Raw genomic sequence first — 20,048 nt, forward strand, 5'->3', positions numbered from 1 at the left:
GGAACGGATCAGCCGAGGTCGATCGGATCGACCTTCAGGTACTCCCGCGCGACGACGGTCGCGTACGACCCCTTCGGCAGAGCGAAGGAGATCGTCAGCGGCTCGCGGTCGAGTTCAAGCGCCGTCCGGACGAGGACGGCCCGACGCGTGCCCGTCGAGTGGAACTCGCCGGGGAGATCGAAGTCCTCGGGTGCGAGCTCGAGGTCCGCGAGGACGTCGCGTTCGATCTCGCCTTGCTCGCCGTCGGCCAGCTCGGTCTCGGTGCCGACAAGCGGCGCGGTGACGAAGGCGCGGCCGCGCTCGCAGTGGCGTGTGACGGAGTCGACCCGGCGCTCGTCGACCCGCTGGAGGCGATCGGTGTCGGGCAGGACGAGCCCTTCGGGGGCGTCCGAATCCGCGAAACAGACGACATCGCCGGCGACGGGGCGGTCGAACGGGAGCCCGCGCTCGAGGCGCTCGCTCAGCATCCGGTTGAAGGCGTACGACTGGGCGGCGTGGACGAACAGCCGCTGGAGGTTCGAGGGGACCCGCTCGAGGGCCGCGCGGAACTCCTCGGGACCGGGCTCCTCATCGAGTTCGGCCAGCGCGTGACACATCGAGCGCTCGTAGCGCAGGCGGTTGGGAATCCGCTCGAGGGCCTCCTGCCAGTCTCCCGGGTCGCGTCGCTCCCCGCTCGAAGAATCCGAACTCCGTCGGAGTTCGCGGTCGACGAAGGCACGAGCCTCCTGTGTCCCCTCGGGCTCCGCGTCGGTCGGGTTCCCCAGGTACGCCATCACGGCTCCCTCCCAGTTCCCGCGGACGATCTCGAGGCCCACTTTGTGGGTGACCGGGCGACGGCTGCCGAAGCGCTGTTGGCCGAAGAAGTTGGGGACGCCGATCGGCGTTTCCTTTCCGTCGCCCTCCTCTCCGCCCCGTCGGCGATCGAGCCCGCCGAACTCGCGGAGCGCGTCGGTGATCGGCTCGGCGTTCCCGGGCCGATCGGGGTCGGCGACGACGATCTCGAAGGCGTTGCCCGCCAGATCCCCGAACTCGAGGTTCCGTCCCGCCCGACCAAGCACCTCGAGATCGGCGCCGTCGACGTCGGGCAACTCCTCGGGCTCGGCGCCGTAGACCGAGAACAGCTGCGTGGTCACGGCGTACTTGTCCTTCGTGCCGGCCCAGTTCACTCGCTCCCGGGAGATTCCCAGGGCGTCGGAGAGCCTGGAAGCGAAGTCGTTGGTGTCCCACCCCCGAAGCGTCGCCCGGAACACGAGGTGGGGGTAGGCGTCGGTCGAGGACTCGAGGGGCTCGGTCCCGAAGCGCTCGAGCTCGCGCACGCGAAAGTGGGCGTCCTCGGTGCGGAGGCGGCCGCCGACGCCGTCGGCGTCGCTGACGTAGTGGTCGATCCCGACGGCCTGCTCTGTAGGATGGGCTGGGCGCATGCTCGTTGCCAGCGGTTCGGACGCCGGCGGTAAATCGGTTCGTTCTCGGACGCTGGCGGTTCGGGTGCCGGCACCGCGGGTCGCTACAGCGAGACCTTCCACTCGTGGCTACAGTCGGGACACTCGAACGCCGCGGTGACGCCGTCGGCGTCGCGGTTCTTCTCGATCAGTTCCCCGAGACAGTCGCCACACGCCGGGCACCACGCGTTCATTCTGACGGAGCCTACCGAACCGACGGTGATCAACACCGGCCCCCGTTATTTTGGATCAGAGCTGCTGGTGAACGCAACTACCGCTCGGCGACGTCGGCGACGAGCCCCCGGACGTACTCGAGTTCGTCCTCCAGCACCGTGTGGCCGACGCCCTCGTAGATCCGCTTCTCGACGTCGGCCTCGAGCTCCTCGAAGACGCGGGCGGTCTCCGCGACGCGCTCGACCGGGATGTGGGGGTCCTGATCGCCGCAGCCGGCGAAGACGGGCGTTCCGTCCATCGATCCCTCGTACTCCCGCGGCGTCCCCTCGGGGCCGATCAACCCGCCGCTCAGGGCGACGACCCCGCCGTAGCGGTTGGCGTTCCGGGCGGCGTACTCCGTCGCGAGACAGCCCCCCTGCGAGAACCCAAGCAGTACTGTCCGCTCGAGGGGGACACCCCCGTCGCCGTCCTCGTCCGTCACCTCATCGAGGACGTCCCCGAGCAGCTCGATCGCCGACCCGAGATGGGGCTGGTTGGACTCGATCTCGGCGAGAAAGGAGTTGGGGTACCAGGTCCGCCGGGCCGCCTGCGGGGCGAGGTAGGCGACGTCGTCGCGCCCGATCTCGTCGGCGAGCCCGAGCATGCCACGTGCCCGGGCGCCGCGGCCGTGGACCAGAATCATCGCCGCCGCGGCCTCGTCGAGGTCGGCCCCGGCCCGTTCGATCGGCTGTCCGCCGTGTGGATCGTCGGTCATACCCGATCAAGAGCCGCCAGCGGAAAAGGCGTTTGCCAGCCGGCGAAGCAGACGGCGAGTCAGAACAGTGAGAGCTCCCCGGTGACTCGATCGACGACGTCCTCGTCGCCGGGGCCGACCGCCAGCGCGGTGACGGTGCCCGACTCGAGCTGGGTGTGGCCTGCGTCCCGGATCAGGGCGTTTGGCAGTCCGCGGCTGTCGGCGATCTCCGAGAGCTCGTGGAGCTGGCGCTCACTCTCCCCCTTGAGGACGACCTTCTTCTGGCCGCCGGATTTCCACTGATTGCGAGCGCGGTCGTCGGCGTTCTCGTAGGCCGACAGCGAGGCGTGGGCGACCTGCGCGGCGAGCTTTCCCTGTCCCATGCCGATGTCGGTGCGGGCGACGATGGCCTGTTTCATACTCGAGCGAACGAGGCCGACCCCTATAGCCGCGGCGAAAGCGTCGCTCGATCCGAACCGTTTTGGGCCGCTCGTCTGTTGGTCGGCCCGTGACGCGGTCGACCCCACTCGTCGATCCCGACGGCTACTTCGCTCGCACGGACGCCTTCTCGCTGCAGCGAGCGGTCGGACTCGTCCTCGCGTACTGGCTCGGCTCGCTCGCCGTCGATCTCGGCTGGTGGCTCGCCGGTGACCTCGCTGGCGACCCAGTGACGGTGCTCTCTGCGCTTCAACATCTCGAGGCGACGCTGCTGTACTGGGTCGTACCGACGATCGTCCTCTACGGGCTCGTCCTCGCGGTCGGCGCCGAGGGCGAGCCGGCCGAGACGCTGGCGCTCGCGGCCTGGGGGCTCGTTCCCCTGCTGGTCGGGTTGGCTACCTTCAACCTCGCGCTCGCCGCGCTCGCGACCCTCGGCGTCGATCCGGGCGCGATTCCGTCGGACCCCGACGTCTGGCTGTTCGTCCCGCTCGCGCTCCTTGCCTGCGGCTGGGCCGCCTACGTCTGGCGCGGCGGGCTGGCGGTCGGATTCAGCCTCGAGCGATCGACCGCTACCGCGACTGCCCTGCTGGCGGGCGGGGTCTGTGCGGCGCTGCTCGTCGTCCCCGTCCTCGGCTGAGCCTTCGATCCGAGTCGAACCGTTTACACCCCCGCCGTTCGACTCGTCGGGTATGATCCTCTCCGACGCCGATATTCTGAAGCGCCTCGAGGACGGCGACCTCGCTATCGATCCCCTTGACGATCCCGAGTTGCAGATCCAGCCCGCCAGCGTCGATCTCCGCCTGGGCCGGGAGTTCCTCGAGTTCCAGCGGACGAACATCTCCTGTATCCACCCCGACGCCGAACACGAGGTCGACGAGTACGTCACCGAGACCGTCGTCGACGATGACGACGACTTCATCCTCCATCCCGGGGACTTCGTGCTGGGAACGACGTACGAACGCGTCGAGATCCCCGCCGACCTGATCGCCCACGTCGAGGGCCGCTCCTCGCTGGGACGGCTCGCCGTCGTCGTGCACGCGTCGTTGCCCGCCGACGAGGAGGTCTTCCTGTGGACGCCGGAGGACGGATACGGCTTCTACGAGATCGGCGACATCGTCAAAAACGAGCGCCCGGCTCACGCGGTCGCGTTTGACCCGAAGACGCTTCGCGTGAGCACCCACCCGGTGACGAACTACATCACGAATCCGACGAAGCGGATCTACCGCGTCACGCTCGAGTCCGGACGACAGGTACACGTTACGAAGGACCACAACCTGTTCACGATCGACGAGTGGGGCGGCGTCACCCGGATTCCGAGCGAGGACGCCGAAGGAACGCACGTGATGGTTCCCGATCAGCTCCCCGGACCGCGCGGGACGGAGACGGAGCTGGATCTCGTGACGCTGTTCGAGGGAGACGACGAGATCGTCGCGTACGCAGCCGATGGGTTGGGAACCGTTCGATGGACCGACGATATCGGACGAACGACTCGCCGGCACTACGAATCGAGAAACGCGGCCCCGCTCTCCTGTGTCTCATCGGTGAAGACGCCGGACGACGCCGAGGTTGCGTTCAAACAGAGTGACGCGCGGCTTCCCCGACATCTCGATATCACGCCCGAGTTCGGGTGGGTCCTCGGCTTCTACATCGCCGAGGGCTCCGTCCGCCGAAAGCAGGTCCAGATCGCGAACACCGACTCGGAGCTGCTCGACCGCGTCGAATCGTGGTTCGAGCAGTACGGGACAAGTATCTACCGGCGGGAACGAAACGACGGCGTCGAACGACTGACCGTCTGTTCGGCACTCTGGGCGAAACTGTTCCGGCGGTTGGCGGGTGAGGGTGCCGAAAAGAACGTCCCGGAGCGTGCGTGGAACTGGTCCGACGACGTACTAGAGGCGCTGCTCGAGGGGATGCTCGACGGAGACGGCTGTCGGCGCGAGACGAGAGACACGCTATACACGGCAAACGAAGCGCTCGCCGACCGAACGCTGTATCTCGCGAGTCGGCTTGGACTGTTGAGTTCGACCTACAGCAGGGAACGCGAGAACTATATCGAACCGAGCGACGTTCACAACAGCGGCACCGAATGGGCGATCGATCTCGCTTCGGACGCTCACAAGCGGGGTCAGTACGTTCCCGTCCCAAGCGAACTGCTTCGATCGCTCCGCGAGGAGGCAGAGCTCCGTATGATCGACGCCGCAGAGAAGATAGGCTACTCCTCGAAATCGAGCATTTCGAACGTCGAAAACGAGGAGTACGGCTCGGTGAAGCGATCGACGCTGCGTCGGTTCTGTGACGTCTACGCCGACGAAGGTGCGGACACCGAACGGCTCGAGCAGCTCCTCGAGGGAGGGGTCCGGTTCGAGAAGGTAGCAGCCGTCGAGGAGACCGATCGCGTCGAGCCGACCTACGACCTCGAGGTACAGCCGAACGGACGGACAATCGAAAACTTCCTCGGCGGCCGGGGCGGGGTGTTTCTGTCGAATACGGCTGGCCTTTGCGACCCCGGATACCGCGGCCAGATCACCCTCGAGCTGTCGAACCTCGGCACTGCGCCTGTCGCGCTCACGCCCGGGATGCGGATCTCACAGCTTACCTTCACCGAACTCAAAACGGAGGCGGAACGACCCTACGGTAGCGAGCGGGGCTCGAAGTATCAGGACCAGCACGGTCCTCAGGCCTCGCGCATCCAGAGTGACGACGAGTTCGGCGGCGACCAGCTCGAGCGGGAGGACTAGACCCGATCGGAGGCGACGACTCCTAGGACGATTCCGACGGCCGCGCCCGCGGCGACCGACGAGCTGAGATCGAAGTGTAGCAGGTACGCCGACAGCGCGGTTCCGAGCACGAAGCCGATGGTGAATCCGGCGAACCCACCGGTTAGCCGGCGCTGACGGGGTGGGGTCGACTCGGCGAGCCCGGTCGCGACGCTTGCAACCGCGACGGCACCGGCCAGCGCGCCGACCGGAAGGCCGACGAGCAGTCCCACTCCGAGCAGCTGGCGGGCGAGCTCGCCGACGGCGACGCTGACGATGAAAAACGTCGCGACGCCGGAGCCGATCACGAGCCCGATCGATTGGTCGGTCATCGCGAGTGGATTTCGTCGACAGCGGGATAAATCGTCCGTACGCGACTGACCCGAGGACGCCCGCGCGCTCGCGCATGTCGGTTGGCCGGACGATGCCGATTTGTGCGCTCGGGTGGGAGGTAGTATCATGGGGGAGCAGATCCTCGTTCCTGTCGACCGATCCGCCCACTCCGATCGCGCGCTCGAGTACGCCGTCGACTCGTTTCCCGACGCCGAACTCACGGTCCTGCACGTCATCAACCCCTCGAGCTACTGGTACGGCAACACGGACGGCTACATCTACAGCGACGAGATCGAGGCGTGGCTCCGCAATCGGGGCGAGGCGGTGCTCGAGGACGCACGGCGGACGGCAGCCGGGCACGACCGCGAGGTTCGCACGGAGCTGAAGCTGGGATCGCCGTCGCGGACGATCACCGAGTACGTCAACGCGCGTGGAATCGACCACGTCGTCCTCGGCAGCCACGGTCGGGACGGCGTCTCGCGGATGCTGCTGGGTAGCGTGGCGGAAACCGTCACCCGGCGCGCACCCGTTCCGGTGACGATCGTTCGCTGATCGCCGGGAGCGGACCCAGGAGTTATTTCCGCGGCGCGCGTCTGCTCACTTACGAGATGCAATTCGTCGAAGAGATCGTCGTCGACGAGTTCCTGCCGACCTTCCGCTCGCTGCTGGCCGGCGAGCTCCGGGAGCGGGGACTCACGCAAAGCGAGGTCGCGGCGGTGCTTGGCATCAGCCAGAGCGCCGTCTCGAAGTACGCCCACGGTGACGTGACGGTCAACGACCGCATCGCCGACGACGAGCGGGTCACCGCCCTCGTCGACGAGCTCGGCGAGGGGCTCGCCAGCGGCGATATGGCGCCGGTACAGGCACTGATCGAGACCGAGGTGCTGATTCGCGAACTCGAGAACGGGAGCGACCTGCTCGCCCAGCTTCACGAGGACGCCGTCCCCGAGCTGGCCGACCACGGCTCGAGCTTCCGGGTACACGACCCCGAGAGCGAGCTTCGGACCAGCGAGCGGGTGTTGTCCTCGCTGCGGCGCGGGCTGCGGATCCTCGAGAACGCCAGCGGGTTCGCCACCCTGATCCCCGCGGTCGGCTCGAACCTCGTCGCCTGTACGCCCGACGCCGAGGACGTCGACGACGTCGCCGGCGTTCCAGGTCGGATCTTCGACGTGAAGGGGCGGGCGACGGTCCCTAAGAGCCCGGAGTTCGGCGTCTCCGAGCACGTTGCGACGGTGTTGCTCTCGGCGCGCCGTCACGGCTCCGAGGCGTCGGCGGCGATCAACGTCGCCTACGACCCCGACCTACTCGAGGACCTCGCCGCGCAGGGTCACGTCACCGCCGAGTTCGACGAGTCGGACGACGTCGACGAGAGCGTCGGCGCGGTCATCGAGGACCAGCCCGACGCGACGGTGCTCTACCAGACGGGCGGAATGGGGATCGAGCCGCTAATCTACGTGCTTGGCTCCGACGCGGAGTCGGTCGCCGACAGCGTCCGCCAGCTCCTGTAGCATGTCGGCGAGTACGAGCGACGAGAGCGCACAGGAGTTCTACGGCCGCTGGGCGCGCCTCTACGACTTGATCGCGCGCCGCACGCCCGGCATCCCCGCGCTCCGCCGACGGGCCGCGGCCGCCTGCCGGCTCGAGCGCGGCGACACCGTCGTCGAGATGGGCTGTGGGACGGGCGCGAACCTCCCCTCCCTGCGCGAACAGGTCGGTCCCGAGGGGACCGTGATCGGGATCGACTTCACCGAACCCGTCCTCGAGCGGGCCCGCGAGCTGACCGCCGAGTACGACAACGTTCACGTCGCCCGCGGCGACGCGACCAGCCCGCCCGTCACCGAGGACGTCGACGCCGTCCTCGCGACGTTCGTCGTCGGCATGCTCGAGGACCCCGCGGAGGCCGTCGACGACTGGTGTGACCTCGTCGGCCCCGGGGGCCACGTTGTGCTTGCCAACGCCGCCCGGAGCGACGCGTGGTACGCTCCGCCGGTCAACGCCGTCTTCCGGGCGATCGTCGTTCTCTCGACGCCGCCGACGACGAAACTGCGCTACGAGGACGCCCCCCACCTGCGCCTCGATGCGAAGATCGACGCGGCCCACGCGCGGCTCCGGGAGCGTTCGCGGGCGATCGCTGACGAGACCCACGTCTTCGGGGTCGTCCGGCTGACGGGTGGGCGGATCGGCGAGGCTTAGGTCGGCGCTTCGAGCCCCTCGTACTCGCGGATCCGTTCGCGGACGTCGTCGTCGATCGGCGCCGGAGAGCCGGTCTCGCCGTCGGTGTGGACCATCACGGTCTCGGCGGTCGCGGCGACCTCGCCGTCGACCCGGATCTCGTAGGCCATCGTACAGCTCGTCTCGCCCAGCTCGGTCACCCACAGCGCGACGACGGGCTCGTCGCCGTACTCGATCGGCCGCCGGTAGGAGAGTTCGAGGTTCGCGATCACGAACGACAGCTCCCGCAGGCGCTGGTCCAGTACCTCCTCGATGTAGTCGATCCGGACCGACTCGAGGTAGCTCGCGTAAACGGCATGGTTGACGTGGTTCAGGGGATCGAGATCCCGAAACCGGACGGGAACGTCCCTCGTAAACTCCTCACTCATTGTCGGTTTTCCAGGACGGTTGGACAGAAGTAGGCTCCGGTTCCGACCCTGACCGTCGATCGCGGCTCAGGACGCCGACGGCAACGGGAGCGTCCTCGATCGACCCCGGGCGCAGGCACCAGATGGAAGGACTTACGCGTGTCACTCTGCTATCGGATTCACCATGGATTCGACTTCCGAGGCGGACGCGGCGCTCCGCCGTCGGATACGACAGCAGGAAGTCGTCGCCGACCTCGGTCAGCAAGCGCTCGAGACGGACGATCTCGACCGGTTACTACGCGATGCGGTGGTCGCCGTCGCCGAGACCCTCACGGTCGAGTACGCGACGGTTCTCGAGCTGCGTTCCGAGGACGACGCGCTCGCGCTCAGACAGGGCGTCGGCTGGCGGGAGGGGGTGATCGGCTCGGCGACGGTTCCCGTCGAGACGTCCTCGCAGGCGGGGCACGCGCCGTTCTCGGCGGAACCGGTCGTCGTCGATGATCTCCGGTGCGAGGAGCAGTTTTTCGCCGCCGAGCTGCACGCCGATCGCGACGTCGGCGGCGGTATCAGCGTCGTCATCGGTTCGGCCGAGGAGCCGTGGGGCGTGCTGGAAGCGCACGCGACCGAGGAGCGGGAGTTCGTCCGCCACGATGCGGAGTTCCTCGAGCGCGTCGCGGACGTCCTGGCGGCGGCGATCGACCGCGAGGAACGCCGGACCGAACTCGAGGAGATCCATGGGCGGATCTCGGACGCGTTTTTCGCGCTCGACGAGGACTGGACGTTCACCTACCTCAACGAGCGGGCCCACGAGCTGATCAACCCGGAGAGTCGAGAGCTCGTCGGCAGGAACGTCTGGGAGGCGTTCTCCGCGGCGACCGAGCGCGAGTTCAAACCGAAGTACGAGCGTGCGATGACCGACGAGGAGGCGGTCACGTTCGAGGAGTACTACCCGGAACCGCTGGACAGCTGGTTCGAGGTGCGGGCCTACCCCTCCGAGACGGGGCTGTCAGTGTACTTCCGGGACGTTACCGAGCGCAAGGAGCGCGAACGAAAACTCGAGGAGGCGAGGCGGCGCTACCGGACGCTGGTCGAGCACTTCCCGAACGGTGCCGTCGCGCTCGTCGACGAGGAGCTCCGGTACGTCACCTTCGGCGGGACGCCGAGCGGGGAGGTCGACGTCGCGCGGGAAGATCTCGAGGGTGAACGACTGTACGAAGCGCTCCCGGCGGAGCTAGCGGAGCTCGTCGGACCCCGCTACGAGCGCGCCCTCGAGGGCGACCCGTCGACGTTCGAGGCGACGATCGGCGACAGGACCTACCAGTTTCACTTCGTCCCGGTTCGCGACGACGACGGAGCGGTCGTCGCCGCGATGGGTCTCTCCCAGGACATCACCCAGCGAGTCGGGATCGAGCGTCGGCTCGAGGAGAGCGAGCAGCGGTACCGAACGCTCGCGGAGAACTTCCCGAACGGCGTCGTCGCGCTGTTCGACGACAACCTCGAGTTCACGCTGGTAGCGGGACGCGCGTTCGAGGACCTCCCGATGGAAGCCGACGAGCTCGAGGGACGACACGTCCGGGAGATCGGCGACGGTTCCGTCGCCGACGCGCTGGAGCCGAACCTGCAGGCGACGCTCGAGGGAGAGGAGAGCACGGTCGAACTCGAGTACGCGGATCGGAGCTGGCGGGTGCATACGGTTCCGGTAACTGACGAGGACGGAGCCGTCGTCGTCGGGCTGGCGATGGCCCAGGACGTCACCGAGCAGACGGAACGCGCGCGGTACCTCCAGGACGCGAAATCTCAGCTCGAGGCCGCGACCGACGCCGGTGCGGTCGGTACCTGGGAGTGGCACGTCCAAGAGGATCGGTTCGTCGCTGGTCCTTCGTTCGCCCGCCAGTTTGGGGTCGACCCCGACGCAGCCCGGGAGGGCGTCTCGCTCGAGGCGTTCGTCTCCTCGATCCACGAGGACGACCGCGAGCGGATCGAACGCAAGATCGAGGCAGCCGTCGAGAGCTGCGGCGAGTACGAGGCCGAGTACCGCGTCCGAAACGCTGACGGTGAACTCCGGTGGGTCGTGGCCCGCGGCCACGTCGAGTGCGACGCCGACGGGACGGCGATCACGTTCCCAGGCGCGCTGACCGATATCACGGAACGGAAGCGGGCCGAGCGGAAGCTCCAAAAGCAACGGGAGCATCTCGAGACACTGTTCGAGGTGTTGCCCGTCGGCGTCGTCGTCGCGGAGCCGGACGGGCGGCTGGTCGAGGCCAACGACGCCGCCGCGGAGATCTGGGGCGGCGACGTCTTCGACGCCGAAAGCGTCGCCGACTACGAGCGCTACGACGGCTGGTGGGCCGACACCGGCGAGCCGATCGATCCCGGTGAGTGGACGATGAGCCGCGTCCTCGAGGGCGAGACCGTCCTCGAACCGGACGTCGTCGAGATCGAGACGGCTGACGGGGATCGACGCACGGTGATGATCCACGGGATGCCGATCAGAAACGAGGCCGGCGAGGTCGTCCGCGGCGTCCTCACACAGACCGACGTCACCGAACGACGGGAGTACCGCCGCAAGCTCGAGGAGAGCGAGCAGCGGTACCGAACGCTCGCGGAGAACTTCCCGAACGGGGTCGTTGCACTGTTCGACGACGACCTGCGGTACAGGGCCGCCGGCGGGACCCTCGTCACCGAGCTCGGTATCGACCGGGAGAGCGCGGTCGGGAAGACGATCTACGAGCGGTATCCCGACGAGCTCGTCGAGACGGTCGAACCACATTTCGAGGCTGCGCTCGAGGGCGAGGAGACCACCTTCGAGGTGACCTACGCCGGACGGGAGCTGCGGGCTCACACTATCCCCGTCCGAACGACGGGCTCGAGCCGGAGAGGGATGCTCGTCGTGCAGGACGTGACCGAGCGCAAGGAGTACCAGCGCAAGCTCGAGGCCTCGAACGAGCGATTAGAGCAGTTCGCCTACGCCGCCAGCCACGACCTCCAGGAGCCCCTGCGGATGATCACGAGCTACCTCGGGCTCATCGAGGAGCGGTACGCCGACGCCCTCGACGAGGACGGCGAAGAGTTCCTGGAGTTTGCCGTCGACGGCGCCGAGCGGATGCGCGAGATGATCGACGGGCTGCTGGAGTACTCTCGCGTCGAGACCCAGGGCGAACCGTTCGAGCCGATCGAGCTGGACGCCGTCCTCGAGGACGTCCTCGCGGATCTGCAGCTGCGGATCGAGGAGAGCGACGCCGAGATCACGACCGAGTCGCTACCGCGCATCGAGGGCGACGGGGGCCAGCTCCGGCAGGTGTTCCAGAACCTGCTGGCGAACGCGATCACCTACAGCGGCGACGACCCCCCGCGGATTCACGTCGAAGCCGAACGAGCCGGCTCCGGGTGGCGGATCGCCGTCCACGACGAGGGGATCGGAATCGAGCCCGACGAGCAGGACCAGGTCTTCGAGGTGTTCCAGCGGCTCCACAGCCACGAGGAGTACGGCGGAACGGGGATCGGGCTGGCGCTGTGTCGGCGCATCGTCGAGCGCCACGGCGGCGAGATCACGGTCGACTCCGAGCCCGGTGAGGGCTCGACGTTCACGATCCGCCTACCGGAGGAGCGCGACCGGTAGCCGACTACGACCGTCCGTACCGCTGTGCGTGGTCGGGGCAGAACTCGGGTTCACGGAGCTGGGCCGCGATCAGGTCCTCGTGGTAGTGGGCGTTGAAGAGCCGACACCCCTCCCGCTCGCAGAAGGCCTCGCCCGTCTCGAGGACGTGGTACGCCTGCAGGGCGTACCCCTTCAGGGCGTCTGTCGTTCGGGGGTCGTCCTCGATCAGGAAGTCGCCCTCGACGCGGTTCTCGAGGACTTCCCGGGGCGGAACGTCGCCCGACAGCAGCGAGTGGCGCTGTTTCTCCTTGTAGTAGGCCTCGGGCTTCGCGGGGGCCTCGTAGAGCCCGGGCACCGAGAGCAGCGCCGGCTGGCCGAGGACGGTCACACGCTTGTGCCAGCGCCCGTCGTGGTCACCCCAGGTGCCGATCGCCCGATCGAGGAGTGCGACGTGTAGCGTCTCGAGTCCTCGCTCCTCGGGCGGGAGCGCGCTGTTTAACGCGCGCTGGACCTGCCGGCCGTCGTAGAGGACACCTCCCTCGCGCTCGGGGTTCTCGAGGGCGCGTTCCTCGTATCGGATCGTTCCCAGCATCGTGTTCCCGGTCTCGCGGTCGTACGGCGAGCGGACCCGCGCCTCGGCGAACCGTTCGGCGAGCTCGTCGGTCCGGTGGACGTCGAGGAACCGATCTCGGACCGAGACCTCCGCTTCGACGCGGTCCGCGAGCCAGGCCGCGATCGCGTCCGCGTCGACGGTTCCACCGTCCTCGTGTGGCGGTTCTGACCCCTCTCCGTCGCCGCCTCTCGCGGGCGCCCGATAGATGATCGCTCGATCGACCATGTATTACCTAGTCGTACCACGGAGTGAATCAGTTACGGTCCCGCGGTCGCCGACCGATTTATATTGCCGTCGGTCGTTCACTTCTACAAACATGTTTCCGCCGGTACTCTCGAACGAGTCGATCCTCACCGACGAGATGAACCCGCTCACGCGGGCGTACCACGACGCGGTCGTCTACGACGAGGTCGACGCCGAGGACCCCCTCTACGAGGGGCCGCTGGTGATCTACGCCAACGGCTGGCTCGAGCTCGAGGGGAACCGACTGCTCTCGCCGAGCGCGGTCCACCACGTCGATATCTACGACGACGAGCGTCCGCCTGCGGCAGACGACGACCGCGACGACGATCGGCGAACTGGACGGTCCGGCCCCCGGTAGTCGCCCCGGGTGTCGGCTCCGAGTCACCCCTCCAGAAACGACGGCGTCGTCGGCTCTTCTTGCTCTGCCTCCCGCCAGGTGTGCTCGGGCTCCCAGCCTAGTTCCGCTCGAGCTTTCGTTGTCGCAAACGCCGCGTCCTCGCCCTCAAGGGTGCAGTTCGGGGGCAGGTCGTCGTAGACGTCCTCGATCGCCGCCGCTGTAGGTCGGCCGAGGTAGTTCTCCGCCGCGACCGCGAGGTAGGCCTCGTGACCCTCGCGGTCGGCCGTGAGCGCGGCGTCGACCAGCGAAACCAGATCCCGGACGTCGACGTACGACCAGAAGTTGCCGCTCCCCTGATCCCCGGGTGCGGTCGTTTCGGGGTCGAACGCCTCTCTGACTCGGGCGAGCTGTTGGCTGCCGGGGTAGCTCACCCACGCGGGACGCAGCGACGTTACCGGCACGTCGAACACCCGGACCGTGCGCTCGGCGATCACCTCGCCGACGAGCTTCGAGGTTCCGTAGGGATCCTCCGGGCGTTGCGGGTGGGCCTCGTCGATCGGCAGGTAATCGGGCAGGGAGGGGGTCGCCGCGAACGGCATCCCGTAGGTGCTCTCGCTGGAGGTCCAGATCACCTCCGCGTTCGTCCGTCCGGCGGCCTCGAGGACGTGGTAGGTGCTCAGGACGTTCGTCTCGAAGGTCTCGCCGCCCGCACGGATCCCCATCGCCGGGATCCCGGCGCAGTGGACGACGGCGTCGGGATCGGGATCGCGGAGCAGCTCCCTGGCGACGCCCTGGTCGGTCAGATCCCCCGCGAGAAAGGTCGCGTGCTCCCGCTTGCCGGGCGGGCGTTCGAGGTCGACGCCGACGACCTCGTGGCCCGCGCTCGCGAGCCCATCGACGATCCAGCTGCCGATCCCACCGGTCGCACCGGTGACGACGACGTGCATGCTCGAGTCGACTCGATCCCGGGGAAAAACCGTGGGGGTTCCCGCCCGACCCCGCTCACTCCGGTTCGTCGGCCGCGGGGAGCGTAATCGTAAACGTCGAGCCTTCGCCGGGCTCGGAGTCGACGGCGATCTCGCCGTCGTGGCGCTCGACGATGCGCTGACACAGCGCCAGCCCGATTCCCGTCCCCTCGTACTCCTCGGCGGAGTGCAGGCGGTCGAACACCTGGAAGACCCGGTGCTGATCCTCCGGATCGATCCCGATCCCCTCGTCGCTGACCGAGATCGTCCACTCGGCGCCCCGTCGGTCCGCGTCGACGTGTACTCGCGGCGGTTTTTCGCCGCTGTAGGTGATCGCGTTCTCGAGTAGGTTCTGAAGCACCTGCCGGAGCTGGCTCCCGTCGCCGCGGACCCGCGGGAGCGTCCCGGTCGTGATCTCGGCGCCGCTCTCCTCGATCCGCAGCTGCAGATCCGCGAGGACGTCCTCAAGAACGTCCTCGAGGGCGACGGGTTCGAACGGTTCGCCCTGGGTCTCGACGCGAGAGTACTCCAGCAGCCCGTCGATCATCTCGCGCATCCGCTCGGCGCCGTCGACCGCGTACGCGATGAACTCCTCGCCGTCCTCGTCGAGCGCCTCGGCGTACCGCTCCTCGATGAGTCCGAGGTAGCTGGTGACCATCCGCAGGGGTTCCTGCAGGTCGTGGCTGGCGGCGTAGGCGAACTGTTCGAGGCGTTCGTTCGAGGCCTCCAGCTGGCGCCGGCGCTCCTTGAGCCGCTCCTCCAGTCGCTTCCGGTCGGTGATATCGGCGATGATCCCCTCCACGTCGATGACGGCCCCCTCCTCGTCGAAGAGTGCGCGGCCACGGTCCCTGACCCACCGCACGTCGCCGTCGGCCGTCTCGATGCGGTAGGTCTCCGAGAAGGGCTCTCCCTTCGCCGCCTGCTGGTTGACGGTCTCCCAGAGCCGTTCGCGATCGCTCTCGACCATCACATCCTCGCCCCAGCTGAGCTCGCCGCTCTCGAGGACGTCGGGATCGTACCCGGTTAGAGCCTCGCAGGCGTCGCTGACGAACGTCATGGGCCAGCCGCGCTCGGTCTTGCAGCGGTAGACCATCCCGGGGACGTTTTCGATCAGCGTCGAGAGCCGGCGCTCGCGCATTCGGAGCTGGCGCTCTCGCTCCTTCCGCTCGGTGATATCCTGGGCGATGGTCATCCCGCCGAAGACGTCGCCGTCGCCGTCGGTGATCGGCACGACGTGGACGACCCACTCCCGGTCGGCGTACTCGAGCTCGACCTCTCGGGACTCGCCCCCGAGGGCGGCCCGGAAGGCTCCCTCGAGGCTCCGGCCGATCCCGTCGGGCCAGACCTCCTGGACGGGCTGGCCCTCGATCTCGGTTGCCGACACCGGCAGCGTATCGAACGTTCGTCCCGCCGCGAGCGTGTACCGCAGGTCGTCGTCGAACAGCGTCACGATCCCGTTGGGGACGTTCTCGGCGAGCGTTCGGTACTGCTGCTGGGACTGTCTGAGCCGGCGCTCGCGTCGCCTGCGGTCGGTGATGTCGCGGGCGACGGCGATCATGTAGCCGTCGTCGACTCCGACGTAGCTGACGTTGACTTCCGCCGGGTAGGTCGTTCCGTCCTTTCGCTCGTGGACCCCCTCGATCGTCACGGCGTCCTCGAGTGCGACGTCCTCGACGTGGTCGCGCCACGCCTCGACGTCGGCGAACCGTCGTTCGATGTCGGGGACCGCGAGCGCGAGCAGCTCGTCCCGGTCGTAGCCGAGCCGGCGACAGGCCGTCTCGTTTGCGTCGAGGATCCGTCCCGTCTCCGACTCGATCACCAGAACGACGTCGTTCGAGTGATCCAGCAGCGTCCGGAACAGCTCGAGCTCCCGCTCGCGTTCCTTGCGGTCGGTGACGTCCCGGAAGTATACCGACAGCCCCGTCTCGGAGGGGTAGGCCCGCACCTCGAACCAGCTGTCCAGCGGCTCCGGGTAGTACTCCTCGAACGTGACCGTCTCCGTCTCGGTCATCGCACGCTCGTACTTCGGTTTGAACTGCCGCTCGAGGGCGGACGAGAACGTCTCCCAGACGTTCCTGCCGACGAGCTCCCGATCGTCGGGGTTGATCAGCTCGTGGGCTCGCTCGTTGAGGTAGGTAAACTCCCAGTCCTCGTCGAGCGCGAAAAATGCGTCCGAGATCCGACCGTAGGTGTCCTCGAACTGCCGACGGCTCCGTCGGTTCTCGATCGCCGTCCCGAGGACGGCTGCGACGCTTTCGACGAAGCTGGCGTCGTGTGGGATGAATGACCGGGCGTCGGTCGCGTACGCCCCCAGCACGCCCCAGGGCTCCTCAGCGGAACCGATCCGGACGCCGATCCCGCCGACGACGCCGTGATCGGCGAACAGCTCGGGGCTGTGGACGCGCTCCTCGCCACGGACGTCCTCGACGAGGAACGGCTCCTTGCACCGAAGCACCTCGCCGACGAGCGTGTCGGCGCTCGCCGGAACCGTCGCCGAACCGACCAGTCCCGCACGCCAGCCGGCGCCCGCCCGGAGCAACGCCTCGTCGGCGGTGCGAAACTCGAGGACGGCCGCGCGCTCGACCGCAAGCCCCTCGGTGAGGGCGTCCGCCGCTTCGTCGAGCAGCGCCTCGAGATCGTCCGTCTCGAGCGCCCGTTGGCCGAGATCGGCGACGACCTCCTGTCGCCGTGTTCGCGTACAGACGTCGGGACTGTTCGACGAGGACGACTCCATTCTCGTCTACGATAGCCGAACTGTAGGTATAAAATCTGTGTCGTTCGGTTCGTCACGATTCCGACCGACGGTCGACAAAGACGACTCCGTCTCAGTCGTCGGCCGGCGTCGCCCGCGAGGTCACGTCGACGGGCTCGGCGTCGACCCCGAGCTCGTCGATGGCCTCCTGGGCTGCGCGTTTCCCCGAAACGAGCATGGCGCCGAAGGTCGGCCCCATGCGGGGCAGGCCGTAGGTCGTCGCGGTCGCCATTCCCGTTGCGATCAGCCCGTCGTGGACGAGGCCGGTGTGTTCGACGACGGCGTCCTCGCTCTTGCCGACCCACATCGAGTCGTGGCCGGGCGAGTCGTGGCCGGGCGCGCCGTAGCTGTCGTCGTCGGTCTGGTCCATGCCGGTCGCGGAGGCCTCAGCGTCGCCGATGCCGGGTGCGTCCAAGACGCCGCGCTCGTCGAGTTTCTTGACTGCCATCGCGTCGTGGCCCGTCGCGTCGATGACGAGGTCGGCCTCGACGGCGATCGGGTCGACACACGTAATTTCGCGTGGCAGTGCGTGGACCGGCGTCCAGTTCATCACGATCCCCGAGACCTTGTGGTCCTCGCGGATGACGATGTCCGTGAACTCGGTCATGTTCTGCATCTTCGCGCCCGCGTCACAGGCAGCCTTGATCAGCCCCGAACAGGCTTCCGGCCCGTTCGCGACGTAGAGATCCTCGCTGTCCTGGGACTCCTTGTAGGAAACCTCGAGTTCCTCGAGGATCCCCTGGGCGGGATCGCGTACGGTGACCTTGTTCATCAGGAAGCCGCCGAGCCAGAACCCGCCGCCGAGATAGTTGTTCTTCTCGACGACCATCGTCTTGACCCCGCGCTCGGAGAGCTCCTTGGCGGCGGTCAGCCCCGAGGGGCCGCCGCCGACGATGATGACGTCCGAGTCCGAGAAGTCCATGAACTCCTCGGTCCACTCCTGACCGATCGCACGGGTTACGTCCGCTTCACCGACGTCGCTGAACTGATCGAACTCGCTCATACGACTAGGTGGTAACAGCGGGTGGTGAAAAGTGTGTCGAGACCCGTCGGCTGGCTGACTGAAACCCGTACCCTCAATACCCGCGGCTGCAAACGAGCGACTCGATGTATCGCCGCGCGTTCCTGGCGCTCGCCGCCGCGGTGTCGGTGTCGGGCTGTCTCGAGTACTTCACCGAGGACGCCGAGGAGATCACCGAACCCGGCGACGTCGAGATCGTCTGGGACGACCTCGTGCGCGACGACCCCGGAACCGACGAGGAGCGCGTCTACGTCTGGGGAGTCGTCAGGAACGCGGGCGAGCGGACCCTCTCGTACGTCGAGATCCGGGTCACGTTTTTCGACGCCGAGGGCGAGGAGCTAGAGAGCGTCATCGAGAACGTCGAGGAGAACGTCGCCGAGGACGAGGAGTGGCCGTTCGACGCCGAGTTCCCCCACTTCGGCGAGGCCGCCGCCGCGGTCGCAGACTACGAACTCGAGCCGGCGACGGGTGTCTGACGTGTCCGTTCCGACAGCGAGCCGACGACCGCCCCCGACGTGCCGCACCCACCGACACCACACGCAGCCATGACCGATCAGGACGAGGGCGTCACCACGCTCGCCAGGCAGGGCAGCATCACGTTCGTCGGGAACGTGATCAACGGGGTGCTGGGCTTCGCGATCGTCATGTTGATGACGCGGTTCGTCAGCCCCTCTGTCTACGGGCTGTTCGTCCTGGCGACGTCGGTCATCCTCTTCATGCAGGTGTTCGCGAACCTCGGGCTCCCACTCGCGATCGACTACTTCGTCCCCCAGCACCTCGACGCCGGGGACCGCGGGAAGGCCAAGGGCGTGATCGTCCAGGTGACCGCGACCGTCCTCGTGACCTCGTCGCTCGTCGCGCTCGTGCTCGCGCTCGGCGCCGGCGCGCTGGCCGAGTTCTTCCAGGAGCCGCCGCTGCGGGTCGGACTTCTCCTGCTTTCGGTGACGATTCCGATGCTGGCGATCTACAACGTCTTGCTGACCTCCTACTACAGCATCAAGAAGCTCCAGTACCGGGTGATCATGCGCGACCTCGTGCGGCCGATCGTCCGTTTTGCCGTCACCGCGGGGCTCCTGCTGGCCGGGTTCGGGCTGCTCGGGCTGGTCGCCGGCTACATCGTCGGCCTGTTCGTCGCGATCACGGTCGGCGCCGCCGTCTTCACCTACAAGGCCTGGGACCTCCTGACGACGGAGATCGAACTCGTCGCCACCGGCCCGCTCGTGCGGTACTCGGTACCGCTGGCGATGACCAGCGTCGTCTTCGTCCTGATGGGCCACGTCGACTACTTCGTGCTCGGCTTCTTCCTCGACTCCGACGACGTCGGGATCTATCGAGTCGGCTACATGCTGGGATCGGGGCTGATGATCATCTTCAACTCGCTGTCGCCCGTGTTCAAACCCCTGATCGCCGAGAGCCGGGACGATATCGAGCTGGTCGAACAGCGGTTCCGGATCATGGCCCGCTGGATCGCCGGTATCACCCTGCCGGTCGCCATCTTCCTCTCGCTTGGCGCGAGCTCCTACCTCGCCGTGCTGTACACGCCCCAGTACGCCGAGGCCGCGGCGGTCGTCGCCCTGCTGGCAGCCGCCTTCCTGTTCAACGTCACCTTCGGTGGCCCCGACGGCTCCCTGCTGCAGGGCCTTGGCTACTCGCGGTTCGTCTTCGCCAACACGCTCGTGCTTTTCGGGGCGAACCTGGTGGTCTCGTTCACGCTCGTTCCGTTCCTCGGCATGGAGGGCGCCGCGATCGGCTCGGCGACCGCCCTGTTTCTCGTCGGCGGGCTCACCCTCGTCGAGATCTACTCCCTCGACGGAATCCATCCCTTCACCCGGGACTTCGCCAAGGTCGTCGGCGCCGGCCTCCCGGCGACCGTCGCCGGCGCACCCGTCGTCTACGTCCTCGAGTCGGATTACGTGATCGCCGCCGTCCTCCCGATCGTCGTCGTCGGCACCTACGCAGGGACGCTCGTGCTCACCGACGCGTTTACCGACGACGACGCCCAGATGGCCGCGGCGTTCAGCCCGACGCTTCGCAAGTGGCTCCCCGTCGGCGGCTCCGGCCAGTGAG

The 20,048-nt window shown here is 67.7% G+C and carries 19 protein-coding genes and 1 pseudogene; 10 read left to right on the plus strand and 10 right to left on the minus strand.

Going from position 1 to position 20,048, the window contains the following annotated elements; genetic code table 11:
- Positions 1-8 precede the first annotated feature (8 nt).
- From truD to pth2, 4 genes are all read right to left on the minus strand, one after another.
- Complete coding sequence (truD, locus tag NATOC_RS02470; protein ID WP_015319833.1) at positions 9-1,421, minus strand: tRNA pseudouridine(13) synthase TruD; 1,413 nt, start codon at positions 1,419-1,421, stop codon at positions 9-11.
- An 83-nt stretch (positions 1,422-1,504) separates the two neighbouring features.
- Complete coding sequence (locus tag NATOC_RS23020; RefSeq protein ID WP_015319834.1) at positions 1,505-1,633, minus strand: hypothetical protein; 129 nt, start codon at positions 1,631-1,633, stop codon at positions 1,505-1,507.
- 77 nt (positions 1,634-1,710) lie between these two features.
- Positions 1,711-2,367, minus strand: coding sequence for an alpha/beta hydrolase (locus NATOC_RS02475; protein ID WP_015319835.1), 657 nt, complete (start codon positions 2,365-2,367; stop codon positions 1,711-1,713).
- A gap of 59 nt (positions 2,368-2,426) precedes the next feature.
- Entirely contained in the window at positions 2,427-2,765 is a 339-nt protein-coding gene (pth2, locus tag NATOC_RS02480; protein ID WP_015319836.1) for a peptidyl-tRNA hydrolase Pth2, read from the minus strand.
- 89 nt (positions 2,766-2,854) lie between these two features.
- Between pth2 and NATOC_RS02485 the strand changes: the two genes are divergently transcribed.
- The 3 genes and pseudogenes from NATOC_RS02485 (at position 2,855) to NATOC_RS22730 (ending at position 5,522) form a co-directional block, all read left to right on the plus strand.
- Positions 2,855-3,421 carry a YIP1 family protein gene (locus NATOC_RS02485; RefSeq protein ID WP_015319837.1) on the plus strand — a complete coding sequence of 189 codons (567 nt, stop codon included), beginning with the start codon at positions 2,855-2,857 and terminating at the stop codon, positions 3,419-3,421.
- A gap of 52 nt (positions 3,422-3,473) precedes the next feature.
- Positions 3,474-3,827, plus strand: a pseudogene (dcd, locus tag NATOC_RS22725) (dCTP deaminase); the annotation flags it as partial.
- Complete coding sequence (locus NATOC_RS22730; protein WP_394296442.1) at positions 3,816-5,522, plus strand: LAGLIDADG family homing endonuclease; 1,707 nt, start codon at positions 3,816-3,818, stop codon at positions 5,520-5,522. The pseudogene dcd and the gene NATOC_RS22730, both read left to right, overlap by 12 nt.
- Here NATOC_RS22730 and NATOC_RS02500 read toward each other — a convergent pair.
- Positions 5,519-5,872: a hypothetical protein gene (locus tag NATOC_RS02500; RefSeq protein ID WP_015319839.1), complete on the minus strand. Its 354-nt coding sequence runs from the start codon at positions 5,870-5,872 to the stop codon at positions 5,519-5,521. The two genes, NATOC_RS22730 and NATOC_RS02500, sit on opposite strands and share 4 nt — an antisense overlap.
- 127 nt (positions 5,873-5,999) lie before the next feature.
- On the opposite strand from NATOC_RS02500, the gene NATOC_RS02505 reads away from it, so the two are divergent.
- From NATOC_RS02505 to NATOC_RS02515, 3 genes are read left to right on the plus strand one after another with little or no spacing between them, the layout of a single operon-like run.
- On the plus strand, positions 6,000-6,425 hold the full coding sequence (locus NATOC_RS02505) for a universal stress protein (RefSeq protein ID WP_015319840.1): 426 nt from the start codon (positions 6,000-6,002) through the stop codon (positions 6,423-6,425).
- Positions 6,426-6,481: 56 nt separating this feature from the next.
- Positions 6,482-7,381 (plus strand): thiamine-phosphate synthase family protein, encoded by a 900-nt coding sequence (locus tag NATOC_RS02510; protein WP_015319841.1) that lies wholly within the window; start codon positions 6,482-6,484, stop codon positions 7,379-7,381.
- A gap of 1 nt (position 7,382) precedes the next feature.
- Positions 7,383-8,066: a class I SAM-dependent methyltransferase gene (locus tag NATOC_RS02515; protein WP_015319842.1), complete on the plus strand. Its 684-nt coding sequence runs from the start codon at positions 7,383-7,385 to the stop codon at positions 8,064-8,066.
- Here the strand turns inward: NATOC_RS02515 and NATOC_RS02520 are convergent.
- Positions 8,063-8,473, minus strand: a complete 411-nt coding sequence (locus NATOC_RS02520) for an acyl-CoA thioesterase (RefSeq protein ID WP_015319843.1) — start codon at positions 8,471-8,473, stop codon at positions 8,063-8,065. The genes NATOC_RS02515 and NATOC_RS02520 overlap by 4 nt on opposite strands.
- Positions 8,474-8,636: 163 nt before the next feature.
- Here NATOC_RS02520 and NATOC_RS02525 point away from each other — a divergent pair, with 163 nt between their 5' ends.
- Entirely contained in the window at positions 8,637-12,071 is a 3,435-nt protein-coding gene (locus NATOC_RS02525) for a PAS domain-containing protein (RefSeq protein WP_015319844.1), read from the plus strand.
- A gap of 4 nt (positions 12,072-12,075) precedes the next feature.
- Here the strand turns inward: NATOC_RS02525 and NATOC_RS02530 are convergent, their stop codons facing one another.
- Positions 12,076-12,888 (minus strand): DUF7001 family protein, encoded by an 813-nt coding sequence (locus NATOC_RS02530; RefSeq protein ID WP_015319845.1) that lies wholly within the window; start codon positions 12,886-12,888, stop codon positions 12,076-12,078.
- 91 nt (positions 12,889-12,979) lie between these two features.
- Between NATOC_RS02530 and NATOC_RS02535 the strand changes: the two genes are divergently transcribed.
- Positions 12,980-13,264, plus strand: a complete 285-nt coding sequence (locus tag NATOC_RS02535; RefSeq protein ID WP_015319846.1) for a hypothetical protein — start codon at positions 12,980-12,982, stop codon at positions 13,262-13,264.
- Between the two features lie 23 nt (positions 13,265-13,287).
- Here the strand turns inward: NATOC_RS02535 and NATOC_RS02540 are convergent, their stop codons facing one another.
- From NATOC_RS02540 to NATOC_RS02550, 3 genes are all read right to left on the minus strand, one after another.
- Positions 13,288-14,190 (minus strand): NAD-dependent epimerase/dehydratase family protein, encoded by a 903-nt coding sequence (locus NATOC_RS02540; protein ID WP_015319847.1) that lies wholly within the window; start codon positions 14,188-14,190, stop codon positions 13,288-13,290.
- A gap of 55 nt (positions 14,191-14,245) precedes the next feature.
- Positions 14,246-16,942, minus strand: a complete 2,697-nt coding sequence (locus tag NATOC_RS02545) for a PAS domain S-box protein (protein WP_015319848.1) — start codon at positions 16,940-16,942, stop codon at positions 14,246-14,248.
- Between the two features lie 91 nt (positions 16,943-17,033).
- Complete coding sequence (locus NATOC_RS02550; RefSeq protein WP_015319849.1) at positions 17,034-17,963, minus strand: sulfide-dependent adenosine diphosphate thiazole synthase; 930 nt, start codon at positions 17,961-17,963, stop codon at positions 17,034-17,036.
- Positions 17,964-18,067: 104 nt separating this feature from the next.
- Here NATOC_RS02550 and NATOC_RS02555 point away from each other — a divergent pair, with 104 nt between their 5' ends.
- On the plus strand, positions 18,068-18,457 hold the full coding sequence (locus tag NATOC_RS02555) for an FxLYD domain-containing protein (protein WP_015319850.1): 390 nt from the start codon (positions 18,068-18,070) through the stop codon (positions 18,455-18,457).
- Positions 18,458-18,526: 69 nt separating this feature from the next.
- Positions 18,527-20,047 (plus strand): flippase, encoded by a 1,521-nt coding sequence (locus NATOC_RS02560; protein WP_015319851.1) that lies wholly within the window; start codon positions 18,527-18,529, stop codon positions 20,045-20,047.
- The last annotated feature ends 1 nt before the right edge of the window (position 20,048 follow it).

Source organism: Natronococcus occultus SP4 (assembly GCF_000328685.1).
GTDB classification, from domain to species: Archaea; Halobacteriota; Halobacteria; order Halobacteriales; family Natrialbaceae; genus Natronococcus; species Natronococcus occultus.

Excerpts from the sequence above, each read along its gene's own strand:
- truD (WP_015319833.1), bottom strand. The coding sequence starts at position 1,421 with ATGCGCCCAGCCCATCCTACAGAGCAGGCCGTCGGGATCGACCACTAC.
- NATOC_RS23020 (WP_015319834.1), bottom strand. The coding sequence starts at position 1,633 with ATGAACGCGTGGTGCCCGGCGTGTGGCGACTGTCTCGGGGAACTGATC.
- NATOC_RS02475 (WP_015319835.1), bottom strand. The coding sequence starts at position 2,367 with ATGACCGACGATCCACACGGCGGACAGCCGATCGAACGGGCCGGGGCC.
- pth2 (WP_015319836.1), bottom strand. The coding sequence starts at position 2,765 with ATGAAACAGGCCATCGTCGCCCGCACCGACATCGGCATGGGACAGGGA.
- NATOC_RS02500 (WP_015319839.1), bottom strand. The coding sequence starts at position 5,872 with ATGACCGACCAATCGATCGGGCTCGTGATCGGCTCCGGCGTCGCGACG.
- NATOC_RS02505 (WP_015319840.1), top strand. The coding sequence starts at position 6,000 with ATGGGGGAGCAGATCCTCGTTCCTGTCGACCGATCCGCCCACTCCGAT.
- NATOC_RS02510 (WP_015319841.1), top strand. The coding sequence starts at position 6,482 with ATGCAATTCGTCGAAGAGATCGTCGTCGACGAGTTCCTGCCGACCTTC.
- NATOC_RS02515 (WP_015319842.1), top strand. The coding sequence starts at position 7,383 with ATGTCGGCGAGTACGAGCGACGAGAGCGCACAGGAGTTCTACGGCCGC.
- NATOC_RS02520 (WP_015319843.1), bottom strand. The coding sequence starts at position 8,473 with ATGAGTGAGGAGTTTACGAGGGACGTTCCCGTCCGGTTTCGGGATCTC.
- NATOC_RS02525 (WP_015319844.1), top strand. The coding sequence starts at position 8,637 with ATGGATTCGACTTCCGAGGCGGACGCGGCGCTCCGCCGTCGGATACGA.
- NATOC_RS02530 (WP_015319845.1), bottom strand. The coding sequence starts at position 12,888 with ATGGTCGATCGAGCGATCATCTATCGGGCGCCCGCGAGAGGCGGCGAC.
- NATOC_RS02535 (WP_015319846.1), top strand. The coding sequence starts at position 12,980 with ATGTTTCCGCCGGTACTCTCGAACGAGTCGATCCTCACCGACGAGATG.
- NATOC_RS02540 (WP_015319847.1), bottom strand. The coding sequence starts at position 14,190 with ATGCACGTCGTCGTCACCGGTGCGACCGGTGGGATCGGCAGCTGGATC.
- NATOC_RS02545 (WP_015319848.1), bottom strand. The coding sequence starts at position 16,942 with ATGGAGTCGTCCTCGTCGAACAGTCCCGACGTCTGTACGCGAACACGG.
- NATOC_RS02550 (WP_015319849.1), bottom strand. The coding sequence starts at position 17,963 with ATGAGCGAGTTCGATCAGTTCAGCGACGTCGGTGAAGCGGACGTAACC.
- NATOC_RS02555 (WP_015319850.1), top strand. The coding sequence starts at position 18,068 with ATGTATCGCCGCGCGTTCCTGGCGCTCGCCGCCGCGGTGTCGGTGTCG.
- NATOC_RS02560 (WP_015319851.1), top strand. The coding sequence starts at position 18,527 with ATGACCGATCAGGACGAGGGCGTCACCACGCTCGCCAGGCAGGGCAGC.